This window comes from Pseudomonas kitaguniensis (assembly GCF_009296165.1).
GTDB lineage: Bacteria > Pseudomonadota > Gammaproteobacteria > Pseudomonadales > Pseudomonadaceae > Aquipseudomonas > Aquipseudomonas kitaguniensis.
This window is the reverse complement of sequence record NZ_VUAZ01000020.1, coordinates 1-23,214: the sequence shown is the minus strand read 5'-3', so window position 1 is coordinate 23,214 and position 23,214 is coordinate 1. Positions and strand designations below refer to the sequence as shown.

Sequence of the window (23,214 nt, the reverse complement as noted above, 5' to 3'; positions counted from 1 at the left end):
GTTCATGACAGGGGCTGCTACGCAGCGCAACGCGAGCAAGCCCGCTCGCCACCATAAGCCCGCTCGCCACAAAAGCGGCACCTACACCTGCGGCTGCAGCCGATTGGCTCGCGCAAAGGTGCCGAAATCATTGAAGCGCACGCCCATCTCGGCCATGACTTTATGCGCCACCCTGGCGGTCATCTGGCGGATGTAAAACGGCTCTTTGACCACGAAGTGATGGATGCCGTGGGTGCTGCCGAAGTTGAAGCAAAACGCTTGCAACGGCCACATCCACCAGGGGTTCAATACTTGGGTTTGCTGGATCACATTGCCCAACTCCACATCACCGTAGTAGTGCATGTTGGAGCTGACAAAGTGCAGGCAAAAAGTGCGCAGCACGTTGGGGCCGATGATCACCACCGCGGCGATATCGATCACCTGCATGACCTGTAACGTGCCGGCCGACCAGTCGATGGGCGTGCCCATAAGCATCGCAATACCCTGCGCCGCGTGAAAGCCCAGGAACACATACCACGCGCCCCAATGCAGCAACGCCAGCGGTGCGTACACCCGCAGCGCGCGCTTGAGGATCTTGAATTTGTGGCCCCATGTCTTGGCACGCAGCACACGGATGAACGCCGACATCACGTTGTCGCCGACCATCAGCAACCGCGCAAAACCCCAGGGTTCACCGTTGGTGATGGCGCGCTCTTCCATATCGGCTTCGGTGCCGGAAAATTTGTGGTGATTAAGGTGCAGGTGCCTGCGTACCCACGGGTTGATCGTGCTCGGCCGCGCCAGCCACACCAGGCCCATCATCAGGTTGTGCGGCAGGCGCTGTTTGCGAAAATACATACTGTGGATCAGGTCGTGTTCCAGTTCGTGCGTCAGTGAGGCAAGAAAAGCGTTCAGCAGCAGGCACACCCACCAGGCCATATAACCGGTTATGTAGAGCGCCGCCGAGCCGAGCATGCCGAGCAGCGCAAACGCCAGGATGCCCGCGCCCAGCGCGTCCTGATGCAGCAACCACGGGTGTTGCTGGCGCAATCTCACGCCTTCGGCGAGCACCACTTCGCGAATGCGCGCCGCACGCTGGTGTGCGTTCATCTGTTGGGGACTTGCAGAAGTACCGTCCATGCTCCCATCCTCTTGTGCAGTGATGGATGCATCCTGGCCCAAGCGGTGCGCCAGGGCATCAGCCCCACACGCCAACCTGTTGACCGCAAGCGCCAATCGCCATGACCGAACCCACCTCACTCGCCAGTTGGACCCGCGCCCTGCGCAAGCAGCTTGATGCCTTGGGCCTCGACAGCGCCGCGCTGTGCGCACAGGCCGGGCTCGACCCGCAGCAGATGGACGACCCCAACGCGCGCTACCCGCTGTCGGCGACCACGCGCCTGTGGGAACTGGCGGTGCAGGCCAGCGGCGACCCGGCGATCGGCCTGCGGGTGTCGCGGTTTGTCAGCCCCACCACCTTTCATGCGTTGGGTTATGCGCTGGTGGCCAGCGGCAGTTTGCGCGAGGTGTTCGAGCGCATCGTGCGTTATCACCAGGTGGTCAGCGATGCGCTGGCGCTGGAGCTGAGCCGGGAGGGCGAGCGTTACCTCTTTCGCTTGCTGCAACCGCAGGGCAGCCCGGCACCGGCGCTGGAAGCAATTGATGCGTTTGCGGCGATCTATGTGCGCACCTGTCGCAACCGTTTGGGCCGGGCCTATGCACCGCTGGCGGTGTATTTGCGGCGTCCAAAGCCTAATGATCCGACGCCGTGGCACACGGTATTTCGCGCGCCGGTATTCTTTGGCGCTGAAGAAGACCGCCTGGAGTTTGCCGCACACGACTTCGACAGCCATCTGGATGACGCCAACCCGGAGTTGGCCGAACACAACGAGACCGTGCTCAAGCGCACCCTCGCCCAACTGCAACCGCTGACCTGGGAGCGCAAGGTGCGCGCAGCCATTGAAGCGCAATTGCCGGACGGTGAACCGAGTGCCGAGCGGATCGCCCAGGCGTTGCATTTGAGCCTGCGCAGTTTGCAGCGGCATCTGGCGGATGAGGGCTGCCGGTTTGATGCCTTGCTCAATGAGTGCCGGGAAAATTTGGCGCTGTTGCACCTGCGCGACCCGCAATGTTCATTGGCCGAGATCAGCCATTTGCTCGGGTTCGCCGATACCAGCAGCTTTAACCGGGCGTTCAAGCGCTGGACCGGGATGACGCCCGGGCAGTTTCGGGATGGGTCGCGGTAGCAGTAAGGACCTCATCGGGACCAAGTCGAATCGTCGCATCGGCCCTCCCACATTTTTGACCTGTGGATATATTTCAAAGGTGGGAGGGGGCTTGCTCCCGATAGCGGTGGCTCAGGCACTACAACCGTAATCAGCGCCCGCGATCGCGGCGCAAAAGCTTCCTCACGCGCGCCACCAATACCTTGTCCTCAAATGGCTTGAGCAAATAATCATCTTCATGCAATTCCAGCCCACGCAACCGGTCTTCAATCCCGTCCGGCGTGGTCAAAAACAACAGCGGCGTGTCGCCCTTCAATCGAATCGCCTGCTGCAACTTCCAGGCATTCAGGCCCGGCAACATCACATCCAGAATCACCAGGTCGTACTCGTTGCTTTCAACAAACCGTAGCGCCGCCATGCCATTGGCCGCCACTTCTACCGCAAAGCCCGCCTCGCTCAAACCCTGAGCCATGCGCCGCGCCAGTTGCGGCTGGTCTTCCACTAACAACACCTGCATGCCCTACCTCTTGGTTTGATTACAAACCTGTCATTGAATTGTTCGGCTTTTGACGCCGTTCACTGGCTAACGTGGCCGCCTGCTTTCTGGAGGTTCCACCATGTTTCGCATTGCTTTATGCCTGAGCCTTGGCCTCAGCAGCGTCGCGCTGGCGGCGCCGCAATTGCCGCGCCACGCCGACTTGAATTTGCACACCGCGCAACAACTCGCCGATGCCGGCCTGGCCCATTGCACCGCGGCGCTGACCGTACTCGACCGTGGCGGCAACCTGTTGCTGAGCCTGCGGGCCGATGGCGTCGGCCCTCACAACAGCGACGCCAGCCAGCGCAAGGCGTACACGGCGCTGTCGACAAAAACCGCAACCCGCTTGTTCGCCGAGCGCGCCCGCAATAACCCCGAGGCAACCAACCTTAACAGCTTGCCCCACTTGCTGTTGCTCGGTGGTGGCGTGCCGTTATTTGCAGGCGCAGAACTGGTCGGCGCCCTGGGCATCGCCGGTGCCGGCGGCGCGGCGCAGGACGAGGCGTGCGCGGTGCAGGCCGCCGAGCAAATCGGCCTGAAAATCACCCTTTGATCCCCCGTTAATGGAGACTTCGATGAAAACGCTAAGCATGACCCTTGCCGCCCTCAGCCTGAGCGGCCTGTGCAACCTGGCCATGGCCGCCGGCAACCCGCTGAGCGTGCACGTGTTGAACCTGGAGAATGGCCTGCCGTCTGCCGGTGTCAGCGTTACCCTGGAACAACAGGTGGGCGACCAATGGCAGCCACTGTCCCAAGGTGTGACCAACCAACAGGGGCGCATCGCCGAACTGTTCCCGGCCGACCGCAGCATGAGCCCCGGTGAGTATCGCGTGGTGTTCAAGACCGGCGATTACTACAAGAAGGCCAACCGCGAAACGTTCTTTCCAGAAGTGCCGGTGATTTTTCAGGTCAAACAGGCCGACCAGCATTACCACATCCCGCTGCTGCTGAGCCCTTACGGCTTCTCGACCTATCGCGGTTCCTAGTTCAAGCGGCGCCTGCGGCAGCGCGCAGGCGCGGTAAATCGAGCACTTCGATTGCGCCATAACTCAAGTCGACAATGCCCTGCTGCTGCAACGCTTTGAGCAAGGCATTGGTGGTTTGGCGCGACACGCTGAGCATCGCGGCCAGGTCTTCCTGGGGCAGTTGCAACACGCGCCGCGCCGAGGTTGTTTCGCCGTAGCCTTCGGCGATCATCAACAACCGGTGGGCCAGCCGCTGGGCTGCAGGCATCAGGCTCATCTGCTCGATGTTGATCAACGACAGGCGCAACTTGTGGCTCATCAGCAAGGCCATGTCCCGCCAATAGACCGGGCGGTTGTCGAGTATTTTGAGCAGCGCAGGCTGCGGCACCTGCAACAGCATGCAAGGGCCGACGGCCATTGCGTCGTGGGTACGCGGCAAACCGTCGAACAGGCAGATTTCACCGAACCAGTGAGGCGGCTCAACCAGGCTCAACACCGCTTCCTTGCCCTGTGCGCTGACCGCGCTGATACGCACGGTGCCCTGCAATACCGCGTACACCCCGCACGGGCAATCGCCACGCTTGAACAGCGCCTGCCCCGCCGTCAGCACGTGCAGGCGCGCCGCAGCCAACAGACTATCCTGAAGCTCGGCAGGCAAGTGGCTGAACCAATGCCCGCTGGCCAGTTGGGCGTACCATTTAGCCGCAATCATGAGCACTCCGAAGATTGTCGCCCACCTGACAGTCAGGCGCAGGCTGGCAGGGCATGATCAAGCATCCTACAGGAGGAACAACAATGAAAAGCCTCGTCGACCACCTCAGTCAATACGCCGCGTACCACCGCGACCCACGCAACATCGCCAGCCACTTTATCGGCATCCCGCTGATTGTGGTCGCCGTAGCTGTGCTGCTGTCACGCCCCGAATGGCCGCTGGGCGGGTTATGGCTGTCGCCGGCGGTGATTGTGGCGCTGTGTTCGGCGTGGTTTTACCTGCGCCTGGAACGCGCGCTCGGCGTGCTGATGACGCTGTTGATGGGGTTGTCGGTGTGGGTCGGGCATGTACTGGCAGCGCACAGCACGCTGGTGTGGCTCAGCAGCGGCATCGGCCTGTTTGTGGTGGGCTGGGTGATTCAGTTTGTCGGCCACTATTACGAGGGCAAGAAGCCTGCGTTTATAGATGACGTGTCGGGGCTGATCGTCGGGCCGTTGTTTGTGGTGGCAGAATTGGCATTTTTGCTGGGATTGCGGCAGGGCCTGAAGCAGCAGATCGAAGCCCGTTCCGGGCCGGTAACGCGCCATGATCCAAGGGCTAAACCGGTCTGAAATGTGGGAGGGGGCAAACCCCTCCCACAAAAGCCCATTCCCACGCAGGTTGTGCAGTGGGTTCAGGCTTTTTGCCACACCTTGGGTTTGAAGAAGAGCGTTTCACCGCGCGCCAGGCCGGTCAGGCTGTCGTGGTCTTTCACCACTTCGGCTTCGATCAGCTCACTCTGGCCTTCGACCTTCAAGGTCACGCGGGTCGTGGCGCCCAGCGGGCGAATGTCGCGCACTTCGGCCGCGTGGTGGTCCTCCAGCTCATGGCGCGACAGCGACACTTCGTGAGGGCGGAACAATACGTGCTGGTCTTCGCCCAAATGCAGGCGGTTGGAGTCACCGAGGAAGTGGTACACAAAGTCGCTGGCCGGGTTTTCATAGACGTCGCCCGGTGAACCGATTTGCTCGATCACGCCCTTGTTCATCACCACGATACGGTCGGCCACCTCCATGGCCTCTTCCTGGTCGTGGGTCACGAATACCGAGGTCAGGTTGATGTCTTCGTGCAGGCGCGCCAGCCAGCGGCGCAGCTCTTTACGCACCTTGGCATCCAGCGCGCCGAACGGCTCATCCAGCAGCAGTACTTTGGGCTCTACCGCCAGCGCGCGGGCCAGGGCGATACGCTGGCGCTGACCACCGGAAAGCTGCTCCGGGTAGCGATCAGACAACCAGTCGAGCTGCACCATGTTCAGCAATTCGTGGACTTTTACCGCGATTTGGCTTTCGCTCGGGCGCTGGTTTTTCGGCTTCATGCGCAAGCCGAAAGCCACGTTGTCGAACACGGTCATGTGGCGGAACAGCGCGTAGTGCTGGAACACGAAACCGACGTTGCGATCACGCACGTCATGGCCGGACACGTCTTCACCATGGAACACGATGCTGCCGTCATCCGGGGTTTCCAGGCCGGCAATGATGCGCAGCAAGGTGGTTTTGCCGCAGCCGGACGGGCCGAGCAACGCCACCAGCTCGCCACTCTGGATGTCCAGATTGATGCTGTTCAGGGCCTTGAAGGCGTTGAAATTCTTGCTGACATTACGGACTTCGATCGACATGACTTATTCCTCACCGGCGCTTTTGCGCAGGCGGTTGATACGGTTCTCGCTCCACTGCTTGAGCAGCAGGATGAAGAGCGCCAGGATCAGCAACAGGCTCGCGACAGCAAACGCGGCGACATGGTTGTATTCGTTGTAGAGGATCTCGACGTGCAGCGGCAGCGTGTTGGTCACGCCGCGAATATGCCCGGAGACCACCGACACCGCGCCGAACTCACCCATGCGCGTGCCGTACACAGCACCACGCCATAGATCAAACCCCACTTGATGTTCGGCACGGTTACGTACCAGAACATCTGCCAGCCATTCGCGCCCAGCAGCCGCGCGGCCTCTTCTTCCTGGGTGCCCTGCTCTTGCATCAGCGGGATCAGTTCACGCGCCACGAACGGCACGGTGACGAAAATGGTCGCCAGCACGATGCCCGGCAACGCAAACACGATCTGAATGTCATGCTCTTGCAGCCACGGGCCAAAGAAGCCCTGCGCACCGAACATCAGCACGTAGACCAGGCCCGCGATCACCGGTGATACCGAAAACGGCAGGTCGATCAGCGTCACCAAAATGCTCTTGCCACGGAACGAGTACTTGCTGACGCACCAGGCGGCGCTGACGCCGAATACCACGTTAAGCGGCACCGAAATCGCCACGGCGATCACCGTGAGCTTGAGGGCCGACAGCGCGTCGGGCTCCAGGATCGCGGTGAAGAACGCGCCGAGGCCATTCTTCAAGCCTTGGGACACCACGATAAACAGCGGCAGCAGCAAAAACAGGAAGAACACCAGCCAGCCAAGGCCGATCAGGATGCGGCGCGACACTGCACTGCCACGGCGGGCAGCGTTGGCCGAGGACGCGGCGGAAATAGACGATTGGGACATGTTCCGCGCCTCCTTATGGACGTTCGATGCGCCGCTGCAACAAGTTGATCAGCAGCAGCAAAACAAAGGAAACCACCAGCATCAGCACGCCAATGGAGGTGGCACCGCGGTAGTCGTATTGGTCGAGCTTGACCATGATCAGCAACGGCAAAATCTCGGTTTTCATCGGCATGTTGCCAGCAATGAAAATCACCGAACCGTACTCACCGACGCCACGCGCAAACGCCAGCGCGAAACCGGTCAGCCAGGCGGGCAACAACGCGGGCACGAGGATGTAGCGGAACACCTGCAATGGCTTGGCGCCCAGGCAGGCGGCGGCTTCTTCGATTTCGCGGGGGATGTCAGCGAGTACCGGCTGCACCGTGCGCACCACAAACGGCAGCGTGACGAAGGTCAGTGCCAGGGTGATGCCCAGCGGCGTGTAGGCGATTTTGAAGCCGAGGTCTGCGGCGAATTGGCCAACCAGGCCGTTGGGCGTGTACAGCGCCGTCAGTGCGATACCGGCGACAGCGGTGGGCAGGGCGAACGGCAGGTCAATCATCGCATCGATGATCTTGCGGCCGGGGAAGGTGTAGCGCACCAGCACCCACGCCAGCAGCGTACCGATAACGCCGTTGATCAGCGCCGCGTAAAGCGCGGTGCTGAAACTCAGTTTCAACGCGGCAAGCACGCGCGGTGCCGAGATGATGTTCCAGAACTGATCCCAAGTGAGTTGGGCGGCGTGTACAAACATCGCCGCCAGCGGGATGAGCACAATCAGGCTGAGGTACACGACGGTGTAGCCCAGCGTCAGCCCGAAGCCGGGTATGACGGGGGAAATACGACGCGACATAAGAGTCCTTGGTTAACGGGGTAGAGACCACTGTAAGAGCGCGCCGCACCTGCAAAGGTTAGCTCACTGTGGCGAGGGGGCTTGCTCCCGTTGGGTTGCGAAGCGGCCCCAAAACCAGGCGACCCAGATGCATCAGGCGCATCTCGGATACCGGTTTGGGAGCGCTTCGCACTACAACGGGAGCAAGCCCCCTCGCCACAATGAGTGCGTCACACAGAAAACTTGCTCCTGCCAGTAGTGTTGCTTACTGCGCCGTGTAGATCTGGTCGAACACGCCACCGTCATTGAAGAATTTCGGTTGGGCAGTTTTCCAGCCGCCGAAGTCTTTGTCGATAGTCACCAGGTCCAGTTTCGGGAACTGTTGGGCGTATTTGGCGGCCAATGCTGCATCGCGTGGGCGGTAGAAGTTCTTCGCCGCAATCTCTTGGCCAGCCGGGCTGTACAGGTGTTTGAGGTATTCGGTCGCGATCTCGGTGTTGCCCTTTTTCTCGGCGTTCTTGTCGACCACGGCCACCGGCGGCTCCGCGAGGATCGACAGCGAAGGCACCACGATGTCGAACTTGTCGGCGCCGCCGTCTTCTTTCAGCGCCAGGAACGCTTCGTTCTCCCACGCCAGCAACACGTCACCCTGACCGTTGTTGACGAAGGTGATGGTCGAACCGCGAGCGCCGGTGTCGAGGATCGGCACGTGCTTGAACAGCGCTTGAACGTATTCCTGCGCCTTGGCTTCGCTGCCACCGGCTTTCAGGCCGTAGGCCCAGGCGGCGAGGAAGTTCCAGCGGGCGCCGCCGGAGGTTTTCGGGTTCGGGGTGATCACCGACACGTCTTTTTTGATCAGGTCGCCCCAATCCTTGATGCCTTTAGGGTTGCCCTTGCGCACCAGGAACACGATGGTCGAGGTGTACGGGGTGCTCGCATCCGGCAGGCGGGTTTGCCAGTTTTCCGGCAGGGTTTTGCCCAACTTGGCGATTTCGTCGATGTCACCGGCCAGGGCCAACGTCACCACGTCAGCGCGCAGGCCGTCGATGACTGCCCGGCCTTGCTTGCCCGAACCACCGTGAGATTGCTGGATCTTGACGTTGTCACCGGGGTGGGACTGTTTCCAGAAATTGGTGAACTCAGCGTTGTAGTCCTGGTACAGCTCACGGGTAGGGTCGTACGAGACGTTAAGCAACTCGTAGTCCTTGGCAACAGCGGAACCTGCAAACACAGCACTGGCCAGTGCGGCCAGGGCGTAACGGCGAATCGACGACATAGAAGGCTCCTGAAATTCTGGGGTGTTGGCTTTTTCTTATAGTTGCGGGTCTGGCATGCGAATCGCCGGTGTCGCTTAAGCCGGTTTGTTGCCGGGGTTCTGCAAACGGAATTTTTCTTTGCGTTCGATTTGTACGACCTGGGCGTTGTGCACAGTGATTTCCACCGCGCCAAACCGCAGGTCGCGCAAGGCGCTCTGGATCTCACGCAAAATGGCTGCTTCGTCCTGGCCGTCGACGCTACGTAGAGATGCGCTCATGGTCTCGCTCCTGAAATGAATAGTGCCTCGCAGTGGCGGCACTGCTTGCGGCGTAGGGCGATAGTAGATAAGCGCGGATATTCTTAAAAATACTATTTAAGAATGTTTATATAACCAGAAAGAATTTTCTGGCGGGCCGTGGGGTTGCGAGGGGATTTTTGCCGGCAGCGCCAACAGTAACGCTGGAGTAGCTCCAATGCGGGAGCAAGCCCTCTCCCACATTGGCCCGGTGTTGCCTATCGGATGGCTGGCGCACGTGACCAATCAATCTGATGCGCCGGCATTGGGCGCCCGAACCAATACCCTTGGCCCATATCGCATTCCTGATCCAACAGAAACCGCGCCTGCTCGACTTGCTCGATGCCTTCGGCGTGCACCTGCATGCCCATGCTTTTCGCCAAGGCAATGACCACGCGCACAATCGCCGCGTCGTCTTCATCCCACGGCAACCCGGCAACAAAACCCTGGTCGATCTTGAGCTTTTGCACCGGCAGGCGCTTGAGGCGCAGCAGCGAGGAATAACCGGTGCCAAAGTCGTCGATCGCCAGTTGCAGGCCCAGTTCGCGCAGGCGGTGCAACTGTTCAAGGGCCACTTCGGGGTCGTCCATCACTGCGCTTTCAGTCACTTCAAGCTCAAGGAACGCAGGGTCCAGGCCGGTGGTGTGCAGTACCTGAGCCACTTGCTGGTACAACTCGCGACGGGCAAACAACCGGCTGGAGACGTTAACCGCGATAAAGCTCAGCGGCGCGCCGCCCGCCAGCCATTCACACATCTGGCGGCAGGCCTGGCCCATGACCCAGGCGTCAATGTCGGCAATCAGCCCGGTACGTTCGGCGATGGGGATGAAGTCGCCCGGCGGCACCATGCCCCGCTCCGGGTGCTCCCAGCGCACCAGGGCTTCGACGCCGATCAGGCGGCCACCGCGCAGGTCGTGCACCGGTTGGTAGTAGACGCGCAGTTCTTGCTGATCGAGGGCGCGGCGCAACTCGCTGGCCACCTCGACGCGATTCTGCGCATGCGCGGTCAGCTCTTCGGTATACAGCGCGTAGCTTTCGCGGCCGGCGCTCTTGGCCTTGAACAGCGCGGAATCGGCATTACGCAGCAACTGTTCGGCGCTCAGCGCATCACTCGGGAACAGGCTGATGCCGAGGCTGGCACTGATAAACAACTGGTGGCCGTCAAATATAAAGGGCTGCTTCATGGCATCGAGCATGCGTTGCGCCAACGCGGCGGCCTGCACCACCTGTGGACAACTTTCTGCCAGTACGGCGAACTCATCCCCACCGAGGCGCGCCAAGGTCACGCCGGGGCCGAACAGGCCTTTAAGCCGCTCGCCCACCGCTTTGAGCAACTGGTCGCCGACGTTATGGCCGAGGCTGTCGTTGATGATTTTGAAGTGGTCCAGGTCCAGCAGCAGCAAGGCACAGCCGCGCTTGTGCACTTGCGCCGAGGCCAACGCCTGCTCGGCGCGGTCGGTGAACAACAGGCGGTTGGGCAGGTCGGTCAGCGGGTCGTGGTGGGCGAGGTGCGCCAGTTCGTGCTGGGAATCCTTGATGGCGCTGATGTCGGAAAACACCGCGACGTAATGACTGACATCGCCCTGGTCATCCGGGATCACGCGGATGGTTTGCCACTGTGGATAAATTTCACCGCTTTTGCGCCGGTTCCAGATTTCACCGCTCCATTCGCCTGTGCGCTCCAGGGCCTGAAACATCTGCTGATAAAAATTCGACGGGTGGTGCCCGGATTTCAACAGGCTCGGTTGCTCGCCCATTACGTCTTCGCGGCTATACCCGGTTATCTCCATAAAAGCCCGGTTGACGTGCACGATCAGCCCCTGCGCGTCGGTGACCAGCACCCCTTCTCGGGTGCAATCGAACACGGCGGCAGCTTGGCGCAAGCGCTCGCGGTTTTCCTGAAGAGGTTGCTGCAGTTGATGGGTGCGGGCAGAACGCGCACATATCAGGTAGATGGCCAGCGCACTGAGCGCCACCCACACATACCCGAGCACCTCACGCCAGAGCCCCAGATCCCGTGGGTCATCGAGAAACTCGATCAATAAGTGGTTGCCGAGCTGAAGCCACACGATGGAAACCAGCAGGTATGCCAGCCCCACTCCCAAGGCACCTCGGTACGAAAACAGCATATAGTCAGTAATCCTTACCCAAAAAACAAAATCGCCCTACAAAGACTGCGGATTATAGAATAAGAAACATCCGGTCACTCCTATCTGAAAGAGCGGCTGGTTTTCTTTGTAGGCTTAGTGATAATGCGTGAGCTGTTTTTTACTTTATCAGAGGGCCATACAGCCTATGTGGTACAACGGTTTTCTTGACCTGTCAGCCTGGCAACTGGTTGCAGTCACGTTGTTGATGACCCACGTGACCATCATTGGGGTCACGGTCTATCTGCACCGATATTCAGCCCATCGCTCGTTAGAGCTGAATGCCGGCCTGAAACACTTCTTCCGCTTCTGGCTGTGGCTGACCACGGCGCAGAACACCCGCGAGTGGACCGCCATCCACCGCAAACACCACGCCAAATGCGAAACCGTCGATGACCCGCACAGCCCGGTCATAAAAGGTTTGTCCACGGTACTGCGCAAAGGTGCCGAGCTTTATCGCACCGAGGCGGAGAACCCCGAGACCTTGCGCATCTACGGCAAGAACTGCCCGGACGACTGGATCGAACGCAACGTCTACACGCCCTACCCGCTGCTGGGCGTGGCGATCATGGGCGTGATCGACCTGCTGCTGTTCGGCACCATCGGCGTCACCATCTGGGCGATCCAGATGATGTGGATCCCCTTCTGGGCCGCCGGTGTCATCAACGGCCTTGGGCACGCCGTGGGCTATCGCAACTTCGAATGCCGTGACGCGGCGACCAACCTCGTGCCGTGGGGCATCATCGTCGGCGGCGAAGAACTGCACAACAATCACCACACCTACCCCAACTCGGCCAAGCTGTCGGTGAAAAAGTGGGAGTTCGACCTCGGTTGGGCGTGGATCAAAGTGTTCAGCTTCCTGCGCCTGGCCAAAGTGCAGCGCGTAGCGCCTATCGCGCACCGCGTGGAGGGCAAGGGCCACCTGGACATGGACACCGCCATGGCGATCCTCAACAACCGCTTCCAGATCATGGCCCAGTACCGCAAGTTGGTTATCGGCCCACTGGTCAAGCAAGAGCTTGGGAAGGTTGATCATTCGGTGCGCCACCAATTCCACCGTGCCAAGCGCCTGCTGTCGCGTGAAACCAGCCTGCTGGATGACCGCCACCACCTGCGCATCCAAAGCCTGCTGGAACACAGCCACGCCCTGAAAGTGATCTACGAGAAGCGCCTGGCGTTGCAACAGATCTGGCTCAAAACCAGCTCCAACGGCCACGATATGCTGGCCGCGATCAAGGAGTGGGTGCATGAGGCCGAGGCGAGCGGCATTCAATCGCTGCGCGACTTTGCGCACCAATTGAAGACTTACTCCCTGCGCCCCGCGGCGTTATAACCGGGTATTCACAGCCCGAATGGAACGGTCGGGCTTGCCTTGGTGAATGGGCTTTCTGTGGCGAGCGGGCTTGCCTGCGTTGGGGCGCGTAGCGCCCCTGAAACCCAACGCCCACGTTCATCAAAAAACCCCGCATAAACTACCGCCCCAGCCCCCTTGCAAAGCTCAAATTTCGCTTTGTCACCACTTTCTGACGTCAGTTCTTAGTCACCCCATTCACGGAACTTCACCGCATTTACCCTCTCTCAATGAACACTTCGCCATCATGGTGGCCCTTGTAGTGACCGCTGCTCCATCCTGCGGCGCGCCCAGAGAGAGTTGTGCCGATGGTTCACGAAAAGCCCTACCTGCCCGATACCCCGACGGCTGAAACACCCCGTTCGGCGGCAGCTACCCTGCTGGCGCTGATGCACGCCCAGGGCGAAGTCGAGCGGCTGAGCGAGCGCGAACAACTGCTCAGTTCACTGCTGGTCAGTGTGAACGCCGTGCTATGGGCAATTGATTGGGAAACCCGCCGCGTGCTGTATGTCAGCCCGGCTTATGAACGGGTATTTGGCCGTTCATCGGGTATGTTGCTGGGCGATCATCGCGAATGGCGCAACAGCATTCATCCCGAAGACCTCGACTACGCCGAACAAAGCCTCGCCCGGGTCCTGGAGCAAGGCGCCGTGGAAGACCGCGAGTACCGCATCATCACCGCCGACGGGCAGATTCGCTGGCTGAGTGACAAATGCTATATCAACCAGCAGGTCGAACCCGGCGAGCCGGTGATCGTGGTCGGCATGGCTGAAGACATCACCGAAAAGAAACAGATGGAGCTGGAACTGCACCGTCTGGCGACCACCGACGTGCTGACCCAAAGCAGCAACCGCAGGCACTTTTTTGAATGCGCCAACCAGGCGTTCGACAGCGCCTGCGCCCAAGGCGCGCCGCTGGCCTTCCTGTTGCTGGACATCGATGACTTCAAAGAGGTCAACGACACCTACGGCCACCTGGAGGGTGACCAGGTGTTGCGGCGCATCGCCGAGAGCGGTCGCGGCGTATTGCGCCGTGGCGACCTGTTCGGGCGCATTGGCGGCGAAGAGTTCGCCGCCGTGCTGCCCGGTTGCCCGCCGGAAATGGCATTGCAAGTGGCCGAGCGGCTGGGCAAGGAGATTCAGGCACTGAGTTTCAACTATGAAGGCCGCGCGTTTACCGTGACCGTCAGCCAAGGCCTCTCCAACCTGCGCGAAGATGACTCAACGCTGGACGTGCTGTTCGCTCGGGCGGATGCGGCCATGTATGAGGCCAAGCGCCAAGGCAAAAACCGCGTAATAGCCAGTTAAAGCGCTCACTCGTTGAGTCACTGTTGAAATGCAGTCAACTGTGTGCGGGCTTGCTCGCGATGGCCTCAACCCGGTATGCCTGATGCTCCGAAGTGCCCGCATCGCGAGCAAGCCCGCGCCCACAAAAGACACCAATCAGGCTGCCTGCGCACAACCAACCAGCCAAGAATGCGCAGCGCCAAGCACAAAAAAACCCGCCGAAGCGGGTTTTTTCTGTCGATCAAGTCAGCCTCTGCTTACAGCTCAGAGAAGCACTCTTCAATGATCGCCAAACCTTTGTCCAACTGCTCGTCCGGCGAGGTCAGCGGCACCAACACACGCAACACGTTGCCGTAAGTGCCGCAAGACAGCAGGATCAGGCCCTTGTCGCGCGCCTTGGCGACCACAGCCGCCACGGCAGCAGCGTTCGGCTTGTGGCTGTCGCCATCTTCGAACAGCTCCAGCGCGATCATCGCGCCCAAGGCACGCACTTCGCCGATCACCGGGTACTTGGCCTGGATAGCTTTCAGGCCGGTCACCAAGCGCTCGCCGACGGCTTTGCAGCGGTCCAGCAAGTGCTCTTCTTCGAACACTTCCATCACCGCCAAAGCCGCCGCGCACGCAATCGGGCTACCGGCGTAAGTGCCGCCCAGGCCGCCTGGCGCGATGGCGTCCATGTATTCAGCCTTGCCGCACACACCGGCCAGCGGGAAGCCGCCCGCGATGGATTTGGCGAAGGTGGTCAGGTCGGCAGCAACGCCCATCTGTTCCATGGCGAAGAACGTACCGGTGCGGCCGGCGCCGGTTTGCACTTCGTCGGCGATCAGCAGAATGCCGTGCGCGTCGCACAGCTCACGCAGGCGCTTCATGAAGGCTTTAGGCGCGACGTAAAAACCGCCTTCGCCCTGCACTGGCTCGATGATGATGGCGGCGATGTCACGCGGCTCGGCATCGTTCTTGAAGATGCGTTCGATGCTGGCGATCGCATCGTCGACGCTCACGCCGTGCAATTCGTTCGGGTACAGCGCGCGGAACACGCCGCCCGGCATCAAGCCCATGCCCGCCGAATAAGGCACCACTTTACCGGTCAGGCCCAGGGTCATCATGGTGCGGCCATGGTAAGCGCCGGTAAACGCGATCACGCCGGCGCGGCCAGTCGCAGCGCGGGCGATTTTCACCGCGTTTTCAACCGCTTCGGAACCGGTGGTGACCAGCAGGGTTTTCTTGACGAAATCACCTGGCACCTTGGCATTGATCTTTTCGCACACTTCTACGTACGGCTCGTAGGCCAATACCTGGAAGCAGGTGTGGGTCAGCTTGTTCAGTTGCTCGGTCACGGCGGCGATGATTTTGGGGTGCACGTGGCCGGTGTTCAGCACGGCGATACCGCCGGCGAAGTCGATGAACTCGCGACCTTCAACGTCGGTCACGGTGGCGTTCTTCGCGGATTCAGCGAAGATCGGGTGAATCTGGCCAACACCGCGCGGTACAGCGGCTTCGCGGCGTTTCATCAGGGATGCGTTGGTCTTGCTCATAAAGTCCTCATTCGCCACTCATCGGGTGGCGTGGTCCAAGGAATACGTGGCGGGGAGGCAACTACGGCAGCATGCGATGATCGACTGCCACAGCTTTCCCGGCCACTACGAATAACGTTTTGAAACACGCAAAGGGTCAGCGCTCTCGTGCCCTCTGCGTTTGCAGCCATGCCTTGCCGAGCTTAGATACTCAAGCAGAGGTATTTGATTTCCAGGTAATCCTCGATCCCGTACTTGGAGCCTTCACGGCCAAGGCCTGACGCCTTGATGCCGCCGAACGGCGCCACTTCGTTGGAGATCAACCCGGTGTTGACGCCGACCATGCCGTATTCCAGGGCTTCCGCCACACGGAACACACGGCCCAGGTCGCGGGCATAGAAGTAGGACGCCAGGCCGAACTCGGTGTCGTTGGCCATCGCGATCACGTCGGCTTCGTCTTTGAAACGGAACAACGGCGCCAGTGGCCCGAAGGTCTCTTCCTTGGCCACGGCAGCGTTTTTCGGCACGTCCACCAAAATGGTCGGCTCGAAGAAATTGCCTTCCATCACCTTGCCACCGGCCAACAGCTTGGCGCCTTTGCTCAGGGCATCAGCGATATGTTCCTGCACCTTGGCCACGGCTTTTTCGTCGATCAGCGGCCCCGTGGTGGTGCCGTCTTCCAAGCCGTTGCCGATCTTGAGTTTGGCCACCGCCACCTTGAGTTTTTCAGCGAACGCGTCGTACACCGAATCCTGAATATACAGACGGTTCGCGCAAACGCAGGTCTGGCCGTTGTTGCGGTACTTGGAGATGATCGCGCCCTCAACGGCCTTATCCAGGTCCGCGTCGTCGAACACGATAAACGGCGCGTTGCCGCCCAATTCCAGCGAGACTTTCTTGATGTCCTTGGCGCATTCAGCCATCAACTGACGACCGATTTCGGTCGAGCCGGTGAACGACAACTTACGCACAATCGGGTTGCTGGTCAGCTCGCCACCGATGTCGCCGGCGCTGCCGGTGACCACACTCAGCACACCTTTCGGGATACCGGCACGGTGCGCCAGTTCTACCAAAGCCAAGGCCGAGAACGGGGTTTGCGAAGCCGGTTTGATAACCATCGTGCAACCAGCAGCCAACGCCGGGCCAGCTTTACGCGTGATCATCGCGGCCGGGAAGTTCCACGGCGTAATCGCCGCCGTCACGCCAATCGGCTGCTTGATCACAATCAGGCGCTTATCGGGCTGATGGCCAGGAATCACATCACCGTAGATGCGCTTGGCCTCTTCAGCGAACCACTCGATAAAAGACGCGGCGTAAACAATTTCACCCTTGGCCTCGGCCAGCGGCTTGCCTTGTTCAAGCGTCATCAGGCGACCGAGATCATCCTGGTTTTCGATCAACAGCTCGAACCAACGGCGCAGCTTATTCGCGCGCTCCTTGGCCGTCAGCGCACGCCACGCCGGCAGCGCCTTGTCAGCGGCCTCGATGGCACGGCGCGTTTCAGCAGCACCCATCTTCGGCACAGTGCCGAGAATCTCGCCGGTGGCAGGGTTATTAACCTTGATGGTTTGACCGTTGTCCGCATCCACCCAAGCGCCGTCGATAAAGGCTTGTTGGCGGAACAACTGAGTATCTTTGAGCTGCATGTCGGCTTTCCTTAACAGCACCGCGCGCACGCGGAGCGAATTAGAGTTGTAGAAAGGCGCCTTGTGGGCTGCCGTCAGGAAAATCAGCCCCAGCACGCGGAGGTAAAGTGAACAGCGCGCGGGAGACAAAGCGTTTGAAATCTCAAACGAATCCTAGGATCAATGGGGGTACAGGGCAATAGTCTGTTCGAAAAAAAGAACGAAAGCGCCGACTTTGCCAGTGCTTTTTGATCAGCGTTGCGAGGTCGGGTTGCATCGCAGTGATCAGCGGTCACCGGCGCAGGGCCTTCGCGGCGCTTTTTCCTACCTGCCAACGCGGAAAAACCAGCATGGACGCCCAAGGGCGACATGGGTATGATGGCGCCCGCAAAGCATCCGTAGCTCAGCTGGATAGAGTACTGCCCTCCGAAGGCAGGGGTCGTGGGTTCGAATCCCGCCGGGTGCACCATATAGTGGTTTCGGGCTGTCTAAGACAGGCTACGAAACACCCCAAGAAGCCCGCCCTGTGCGGGCTTTCTTGTTTCTGGCGATCCATTCCTCGCCTATCGCCCTGTAACTTCCCGCGCTGTAAGCGACAACGCTTTGCTTCTGCCCGAACAGACTTTGCAGAACCTCCGCTGAACCTGCTGGGGCATGATTCCGGCGGCTTCCATCGCCACGGCGACAGTTCCGGGGAAAGACCACCCACCTGCAAATTGCTGCCTCGGTTTATGGCCGACCGCGTCTGGTGCGTTCGTGGCGCTCGACCGATAACGCCTTGGAGTCCATTGCCGCTGCACACTCAGACGGCCTCCTGGTGCTGCATGAAATCGGCATGTGTGACCCGCGCATCATTGGCGAGACGGTGTACATGCTCGGCAATGGCACGGGTAAAGCCCGGGTGAATGATCGAGGACAAGCGGGCCGACAGGTGCAGGAGTGGCGCTTGCTGTTTCTCTCGACCGGCGAGAAGACATTGGCGCAGCACATGGCGGATGCAAACAAGGAGCTGAAAGCGGGCATGGAGGTGCGCATGCTTGCGGTACCAGCAGATGCCAGCAAGGGCTAGGCATGTTCGATGTGCTGAACGGTTTTGAGGACGCTGCCGCCCTCTCCGATGCGCTCAAGGCCCGTGTAGCCAAATACTACGGCACACCCCTCACCGCCTTCATGCACGCACTGTGCGCACCAGGGGAAATGCTCAGATGGTCGGTGATCATTCGTCGCACGGTGGAGCAGTTCATCAACCAGAACCTGCCCGCCTCTGCCAGTGGTCAGGCCCAGCGTGCCGCCCTTCGTTTCGGTCTTGCGGCAGCGGCCGGAGAGTTGGCCACCGCCTTCGGCGTCACCGGTTGGCCGGACGGCACAGCCACGACCGCAGCACGTGTGTGTCTGCATGCGTGGTTAGCCGAGCGTGGCGGCGCCGGAAATTTCGAGGGCGATGCGATTTTGGCGCGACTGAGACAGGTCATCGAGCGCTTTGGAGAAAGCCGCTTTACCCGTTGGGAATCTGCCGCCGCCAAGATCGATGAACACGGACCACGCACGATTGATCGGCTGGGCTTTCGCAAGACGATGGAGCACGGCATGGGCGATGCCCTGCACACCACCAACACCTATTACGTACTGCCTGAAGCCTGGAGGGCCGAGATCTTCAAAGGCATGAACATCAGTGCGGTGAACAAGGAGCTGCTGCAATGCGGCGTGCTTGAGCCGGGTAGTGACGGCAAGGCCTACAGCTTGATTCGCCTGCCCGGGTTAGGGCCCCAGCGCTGCTACGTGGTTAAGACCGTTCCAGGAACGGACGAAGGCGCGGCCAAGGCCGCCTGACGGCGAGCCTGCTGATCGAGGTAGCGCCGGCTCATTCCCAGCCTCGCCAGCCGTTCGACAACCATCCCTATCACCCGCAGTACCCAGAGGCAATACAGATGAACACTATCCAAGAACTGAAAGAACGCCGCGACACACTGACCCTCGAAATGGAGAGCATTCGGCGCGATCTAGCGCCCTTTGAAGCGGCATTGGAATGTCCCGAGGTTATCCAGGAGGGCCGCCAAAGGGCCGTCCAGGATGAAATCAACGATCACAAAAGACGCATCGACTCGCGAAATCTCGAGATCAGCGCACTGAACCAGAAAATAGATCGCCTTGAGACATTGGCAAACCGTGAGAGCTTGGCTGCGGGCTATCTCAGCGATATGGCGAACGGGAAAGCCGACGAGATGGAACTCAACGAAAAGCGCAGCAGCATCGAGACCCGGTTGCAGCAGGTCCGCCAGAGCGATCAGGAAGACATGGCAAAGGCTCGACAAGCTGAAACGTACGCAGCCACCGCTTATGCGCAGGCTGTCGCCTGGGGCGATGTGGAGGGCGAGAAAGCCGCTAACGCGGAAGCTCAAAAGGCAGCAAAAAACCTTACGGCGGCGGCTGAGCATCACCGTCGCAAACAACTGATCATCACCGCGCTGGAGCAAGAGCTGGTGACGATTGATCTGCACATTACGGAGGCACAAAAAGAACGCGCCAAGATCGAAAACCAAGCGGCTCATCTGGCGAACACAGTGTTAGAAGGACAATGGAATGAGGCCGCGAAAACACTGCTGGAGACAGGCGGCAAGCTGTGGGCAGCACGCAACCTGATTAGTCGTGACCCGGTCGCACTGATGAAACTGGATATCCCTGAACAGGGCGAGCACTTTGGAAGCTGGACTTGGCGCGAACTCGTGGATCGCTCTCACCAACACAGCCTGCATGACCTGCTGGCTGCCTAACCCAACCTACCCCGAAGCAACCGGCGAGAGCTAGTGGCTTCGGGCCTACCATCGGTCCAATCATGAACAAACCACCACAAAACAGCGCACAGATGCATGATTACCTGAAGGCCCGAAAGTTTCATTTAAACGGGATAATTGTCGTCCTGGCTGGCATGAAAAAGCGCAACGCTAGAGAAAACAAAGACACCAAAGTTGAGACGCTCACGATTAATGCAATTAAGGCGGAGCTTGATTTCATTGACCTCCAGCTCAAAAGAAAGAACGGGTAATGAAAAGGTGGAAGCCTAAACAGCTTCCGCTTCGCTAGATACTATCCTTACAAACCAAAATTTCAGAACTTTTTTGACTTCTGGTCTATGACAGCCCTAGACTTACGACCGCTTAAGGCTATGCGCAAAGGCGATGACTTACCCCGCACGCAAAATTAGCAATCATCATCACACCCTCACTCAAATCCTTTCGATAGATATATGCATGCACGCTTGCTGCAGTCATCGCGGGAAACCATGATAGACATCGCAGTATCAGTAGCGAGCGCTTGAGCTTTGTCTCATTCGCAACTAGAGCAACCACAGACTCATGTATATAGTTACGAAGATCTGTCGGATATTGAATTAATTTCTGTTGATGGGATGAGAACAAAATTAGGCGCGAATGCTTGATTCTGTCATATTGTAGTTTTTGAGCAGCTAGAGTCTCCGCCAATAAGGCAGAGGCCATTAAAATCCCCACAACTAGAATCGAGCTCTCTAAAGCATTATCGGTTTTTGAAATTGCAATAACAGCAATCAACGAAATCGGGACGCCAAGTATTTTCCCACTAATATCACTTACCACTTTTGACATTTGATCCGCGATAGTTAGTTGTGCGGCAGCCACTTCTTGTTTTGCCTTGTGAAAAGAGAAGCCGCTAAGATAAGTAGAAAGATTATTCCCATACAAACTCAAAAATTGCGACCAAGTGGCAACTAAAGCTTTAAATCGCTCTTTTCCTCCGTGATACCCAGATAAATACTCAATCAAAGTCGCACGAAAAATCGACCGTTCCTTAAAGAGATGCGGGCTCTTATCCAAGCTATTCATTTGAAGACTGTCGACTAGGTCTGTTCCAACCTCAAAAGTTAGAAGCTCACCATCCAAATAAGGATAAAGTGTTATGGCGCGTTCGCCTTTGGCGATATCTTCTGCAACGAATACTAGCTTGTATTCATCGCTGGACTCCTTTTCATCATGAAAGTGCGCCAGGTCGGCCAAGTAAACAATAAGCCTACATAATGATTGGAGAGTTATTATCCGTTTATCAAACGGTTCTTCCGAGGAAAGAATATCTTCCTCCAGAAGGTAGAAGACTTCTGGGAGTTGCGCGCGCACAAAGCTTTTTGAACGAGCCATAAGCTGATCAAAGTTTTTGAAAATCGGCACCATTCCTGAAGTATCAAGCACGAACGTTAGCTCAATTGAGGACCACTGCTTAGGGAGTTCCATAACAGATGAACTGATGTCGTGCCCATCAACAACTAATTCATCAAACCGTCCAGTCTTAGAAATTGCCAATGCTTCAATTGCAGTGTTTATTTTAGGATCAAAACAGGACGCTCTGAAATCAAAAGCGTTGCCCGTTGCAAGCACAGGACGTCCAAGTGACCGGTACGCCTCGGCAAATATAAGCACATCCACCATATCGTTTACTCTATCTCGGCTGAGTCTCGCTTATCGGCAATAGCTTGACGTATAACTTCGATAGCGTTTTCAGAAAGGTTGTTGATGATTAGCTTGCGATCTTGTTCAACAAAGCGAATTTCAGCATCAATCCCCTCACCTAAAGAGTTACGATCAAATTTTAGCTGCCAGTTGTCTGCCTTATAGACCACATGGGTGTACTTATCAAGTGTGGCTTTACTAATAGGAAACTCGACGGGAATCCCTACTGCCTCACTATTTAGATGCCCTATAAACTCACTTGCTAAATCATCAGCCTCACCTTCCATCTCCGCAGGAAAGAACTGACGAGCGATGGCCTCCACTTCCGACAGTTTCACAGATTGTCCAGAGTCTCGTTGGCGCTCCAAGTACCTCAGAACCTCATCCTTGAACTGAATTCGCTTGTCACGGAGATTGGGACGCTCCCTGAAAAACTTTACACTCTCCAGAATAAGATTTTTTGTGGCTGCTGCTGAAGCGGTGCCTACTGCACATCCAAGCGCCGTTACAAAATATCCAGCAGCAGACCGACCTGCGCTTTGACTCAAAAAGCTAAGGTAGTTTAGCTCCTGTTTAGCCTCATCATCGGCTGCAGCGTGCTCATTATATTTGTTGAAATTAATGCGAGCTGCGTGATACAGGCTGCTCAGATCTAACTCAATTAACTCTTCAGGTTCGAGGTGCTCGTTCAGTCTTAAACCATCACGCTTTTTAAGCATTGCAATTAGCAAGAACCGCCCTTGGCTATTCTCGTAATCTACAAACAAAATATAACCACCAGAAGACGCTGCCGTTTTTTTTGCTGCGGCGAAAAGTTCTACCATTGCCGACTCAGTAATCTCCAAAAAAGATTTTTCCGAAATCTCGATCTTTGAATAGGCATCAAAATCTTTAGGAAAATCACTCACGGTCTTTTTTGCAAATATCCCGTAGTGAGTAGCATTGTTCTTCTTGCCGTAAATAGACGTCGCACCAATTATCAGCTTATTTACAGCCGGCTTATCTTTCTTGAGCACGACCTCACGAATATCGGATTTTTGAATATCTTTAAATTGTTCTTTGATTAATTCATGAACAACCGCGAAATTTACCTTTACGTCCATATATACTTCCTTGTTTTCGACAAATAACCTAGTTAAGTCACCGAATTTACCTCATGATGTCAATCTGCCTCAAGCTGATTGTTTTCGGCCTTGCATTCGAGCGAGACTACTACTGTATGGATGAACAGAAAAGAGTGCAATTGCCCACCGCGTGCTTTTCGACAGAAGGCAGCATCAGCCATAGACTTGGCTAACCAGTCAGCACATGAATCCCAAGGGCTTCTCAGGGATATCTGATCCCATGCGGATGGAGCCGAAATGCAAAAAAAGCTACTCGCTGCCAACGACTTATGCCGGTCGAAATAGGCGAATAACTCGTCGCGATTATGAGGGACAGAGTGGCAGCTTTTGGCCGATTTTTGCCGTTTGTGACGCGCAGCAATCGGCCGATTCTGTTGAAAA

The 23,214-nt window shown here is 58.0% G+C and carries 21 protein-coding genes, 1 tRNA gene and 2 pseudogenes; 10 read left to right on the top strand and 14 right to left on the bottom strand.

The genetic code is table 11. The features are described 5' to 3' along the window. Positions 1-81: 81 nt before the first annotated feature. Complete coding sequence (locus F0169_RS04500; protein WP_058413044.1) at positions 82-1,119, bottom strand: fatty acid desaturase; 1,038 nt, start codon at positions 1,117-1,119, stop codon at positions 82-84. Positions 1,120-1,220: 101 nt separating this feature from the next. Here F0169_RS04500 and F0169_RS04495 point away from each other — a divergent pair, with 101 nt between their 5' ends. Beyond that, positions 1,221-2,225: an AraC family transcriptional regulator gene (locus F0169_RS04495; RefSeq protein ID WP_152745774.1), complete on the top strand. Its 1,005-nt coding sequence runs from the start codon at positions 1,221-1,223 to the stop codon at positions 2,223-2,225. Positions 2,226-2,355: 130 nt separating this feature from the next. Here the strand turns inward: F0169_RS04495 and F0169_RS04490 are convergent, their stop codons facing one another. Then, positions 2,356-2,721, bottom strand: coding sequence for a response regulator (locus F0169_RS04490; RefSeq protein ID WP_099237485.1), 366 nt, complete (start codon positions 2,719-2,721; stop codon positions 2,356-2,358). A gap of 100 nt (positions 2,722-2,821) precedes the next feature. Between F0169_RS04490 and F0169_RS04485 the strand changes: the two genes are divergently transcribed. Continuing rightward, entirely contained in the window at positions 2,822-3,295 is a 474-nt protein-coding gene (locus F0169_RS04485) for a GlcG/HbpS family heme-binding protein (RefSeq protein ID WP_058413041.1), read from the top strand. Positions 3,296-3,317: 22 nt separating this feature from the next. Then, entirely contained in the window at positions 3,318-3,728 is a 411-nt protein-coding gene (gene uraH, locus F0169_RS04480; RefSeq protein ID WP_058413040.1) for a hydroxyisourate hydrolase, read from the top strand. A gap of 1 nt (position 3,729) precedes the next feature. Here the strand turns inward: uraH and F0169_RS04475 are convergent, their stop codons facing one another. Then, positions 3,730-4,419 (bottom strand): Crp/Fnr family transcriptional regulator, encoded by a 690-nt coding sequence (locus F0169_RS04475; RefSeq protein ID WP_152745772.1) that lies wholly within the window; start codon positions 4,417-4,419, stop codon positions 3,730-3,732. 83 nt (positions 4,420-4,502) lie between these two features. Here F0169_RS04475 and F0169_RS04470 point away from each other — a divergent pair, with 83 nt between their 5' ends. Beyond that, positions 4,503-5,030, top strand: coding sequence for an Mpo1 family 2-hydroxy fatty acid dioxygenase (locus tag F0169_RS04470; protein ID WP_152745770.1), 528 nt, complete (start codon positions 4,503-4,505; stop codon positions 5,028-5,030). A gap of 62 nt (positions 5,031-5,092) precedes the next feature. Here the strand turns inward: F0169_RS04470 and F0169_RS04465 are convergent, their stop codons facing one another. The 6 genes and pseudogenes from F0169_RS04465 to dibA all read right to left on the bottom strand — a co-directional run bounded on the left by F0169_RS04465 (position 5,093) and on the right by dibA (position 11,440). Then, positions 5,093-6,073: a sulfate/molybdate ABC transporter ATP-binding protein gene (locus F0169_RS04465; RefSeq protein WP_025855485.1), complete on the bottom strand. Its 981-nt coding sequence runs from the start codon at positions 6,071-6,073 to the stop codon at positions 5,093-5,095. A gap of 3 nt (positions 6,074-6,076) precedes the next feature. After that, positions 6,077-6,948: pseudogene (gene cysW, locus F0169_RS04460) on the bottom strand (sulfate ABC transporter permease subunit CysW). Positions 6,949-6,961: 13 nt separating this feature from the next. Next, entirely contained in the window at positions 6,962-7,780 is an 819-nt protein-coding gene (gene cysT, locus F0169_RS04455; protein ID WP_058413035.1) for a sulfate ABC transporter permease subunit CysT, read from the bottom strand. A gap of 244 nt (positions 7,781-8,024) precedes the next feature. Beyond that, positions 8,025-9,035: a sulfate ABC transporter substrate-binding protein gene (locus tag F0169_RS04450; RefSeq protein WP_152745768.1), complete on the bottom strand. Its 1,011-nt coding sequence runs from the start codon at positions 9,033-9,035 to the stop codon at positions 8,025-8,027. Between the two features lie 75 nt (positions 9,036-9,110). After that, positions 9,111-9,293 carry a sulfur starvation response protein OscA gene (oscA, locus tag F0169_RS04445; protein WP_010565387.1) on the bottom strand — a complete coding sequence of 61 codons (183 nt, stop codon included), beginning with the start codon at positions 9,291-9,293 and terminating at the stop codon, positions 9,111-9,113. Between the two features lie 236 nt (positions 9,294-9,529). Then, positions 9,530-11,440, bottom strand: coding sequence for a phosphodiesterase DibA (gene dibA, locus F0169_RS04440; protein ID WP_152745766.1), 1,911 nt, complete (start codon positions 11,438-11,440; stop codon positions 9,530-9,532). Between the two features lie 166 nt (positions 11,441-11,606). Here dibA and desA point away from each other — a divergent pair, with 166 nt between their 5' ends. Both desA and F0169_RS04430 read left to right on the top strand, forming a co-directional pair. Then, positions 11,607-12,791: a delta-9 fatty acid desaturase DesA gene (desA, locus tag F0169_RS04435; RefSeq protein ID WP_152745764.1), complete on the top strand. Its 1,185-nt coding sequence runs from the start codon at positions 11,607-11,609 to the stop codon at positions 12,789-12,791. A gap of 326 nt (positions 12,792-13,117) precedes the next feature. Next, positions 13,118-14,116, top strand: coding sequence for a sensor domain-containing diguanylate cyclase (locus tag F0169_RS04430; RefSeq protein ID WP_058413031.1), 999 nt, complete (start codon positions 13,118-13,120; stop codon positions 14,114-14,116). A gap of 236 nt (positions 14,117-14,352) precedes the next feature. Here F0169_RS04430 and gabT read toward each other — a convergent pair whose 3' ends face one another. After that, positions 14,353-15,630, bottom strand: a complete 1,278-nt coding sequence (gabT, locus tag F0169_RS04425) for a 4-aminobutyrate--2-oxoglutarate transaminase (RefSeq protein WP_152745763.1) — start codon at positions 15,628-15,630, stop codon at positions 14,353-14,355. Positions 15,631-15,812: 182 nt separating this feature from the next. Next, positions 15,813-17,255, bottom strand: a complete 1,443-nt coding sequence (gene gabD, locus F0169_RS04420) for an NADP-dependent succinate-semialdehyde dehydrogenase (RefSeq protein ID WP_058413029.1) — start codon at positions 17,253-17,255, stop codon at positions 15,813-15,815. A 371-nt stretch (positions 17,256-17,626) separates the two neighbouring features. Here gabD and F0169_RS04415 point away from each other — a divergent pair. The 4 genes and pseudogenes from F0169_RS04415 to F0169_RS04400 all read left to right on the top strand — a co-directional run bounded on the left by F0169_RS04415 (position 17,627) and on the right by F0169_RS04400 (position 20,277). Beyond that, positions 17,627-17,703: transfer RNA gene (locus tag F0169_RS04415), tRNA-Arg, on the top strand. Positions 17,704-17,857: 154 nt separating this feature from the next. Then, positions 17,858-19,064, top strand: a pseudogene (locus tag F0169_RS04410) (DUF927 domain-containing protein); the annotation flags it as partial. A 98-nt stretch (positions 19,065-19,162) separates the two neighbouring features. Continuing rightward, on the top strand, positions 19,163-20,005 hold the full coding sequence (locus tag F0169_RS04405) for a chromosome segregation protein SMC (protein WP_152745761.1): 843 nt from the start codon (positions 19,163-19,165) through the stop codon (positions 20,003-20,005). Positions 20,006-20,067: 62 nt separating this feature from the next. Then, positions 20,068-20,277, top strand: coding sequence for a hypothetical protein (locus tag F0169_RS04400; RefSeq protein ID WP_241679053.1), 210 nt, complete (start codon positions 20,068-20,070; stop codon positions 20,275-20,277). 118 nt (positions 20,278-20,395) lie between these two features. On the opposite strand, the gene F0169_RS04395 is transcribed toward F0169_RS04400, so the two are convergent. The 3 genes from F0169_RS04395 to F0169_RS27530 form a co-directional block, all read right to left on the bottom strand. Then, a complete protein-coding gene (locus F0169_RS04395; protein ID WP_152745759.1) occupies positions 20,396-21,688 on the bottom strand; it encodes a hypothetical protein in 1,293 nt (430 codons plus the stop codon). 5 nt (positions 21,689-21,693) lie between these two features. After that, a complete protein-coding gene (locus F0169_RS04390; protein WP_152745757.1) occupies positions 21,694-22,812 on the bottom strand; it encodes a nucleoid-associated protein in 1,119 nt (372 codons plus the stop codon). Between the two features lie 59 nt (positions 22,813-22,871). Continuing rightward, the coding region (locus F0169_RS27530) for a hypothetical protein (RefSeq protein WP_206670173.1) at positions 22,872-23,214 on the bottom strand (343 nt) is incomplete at its 5' end.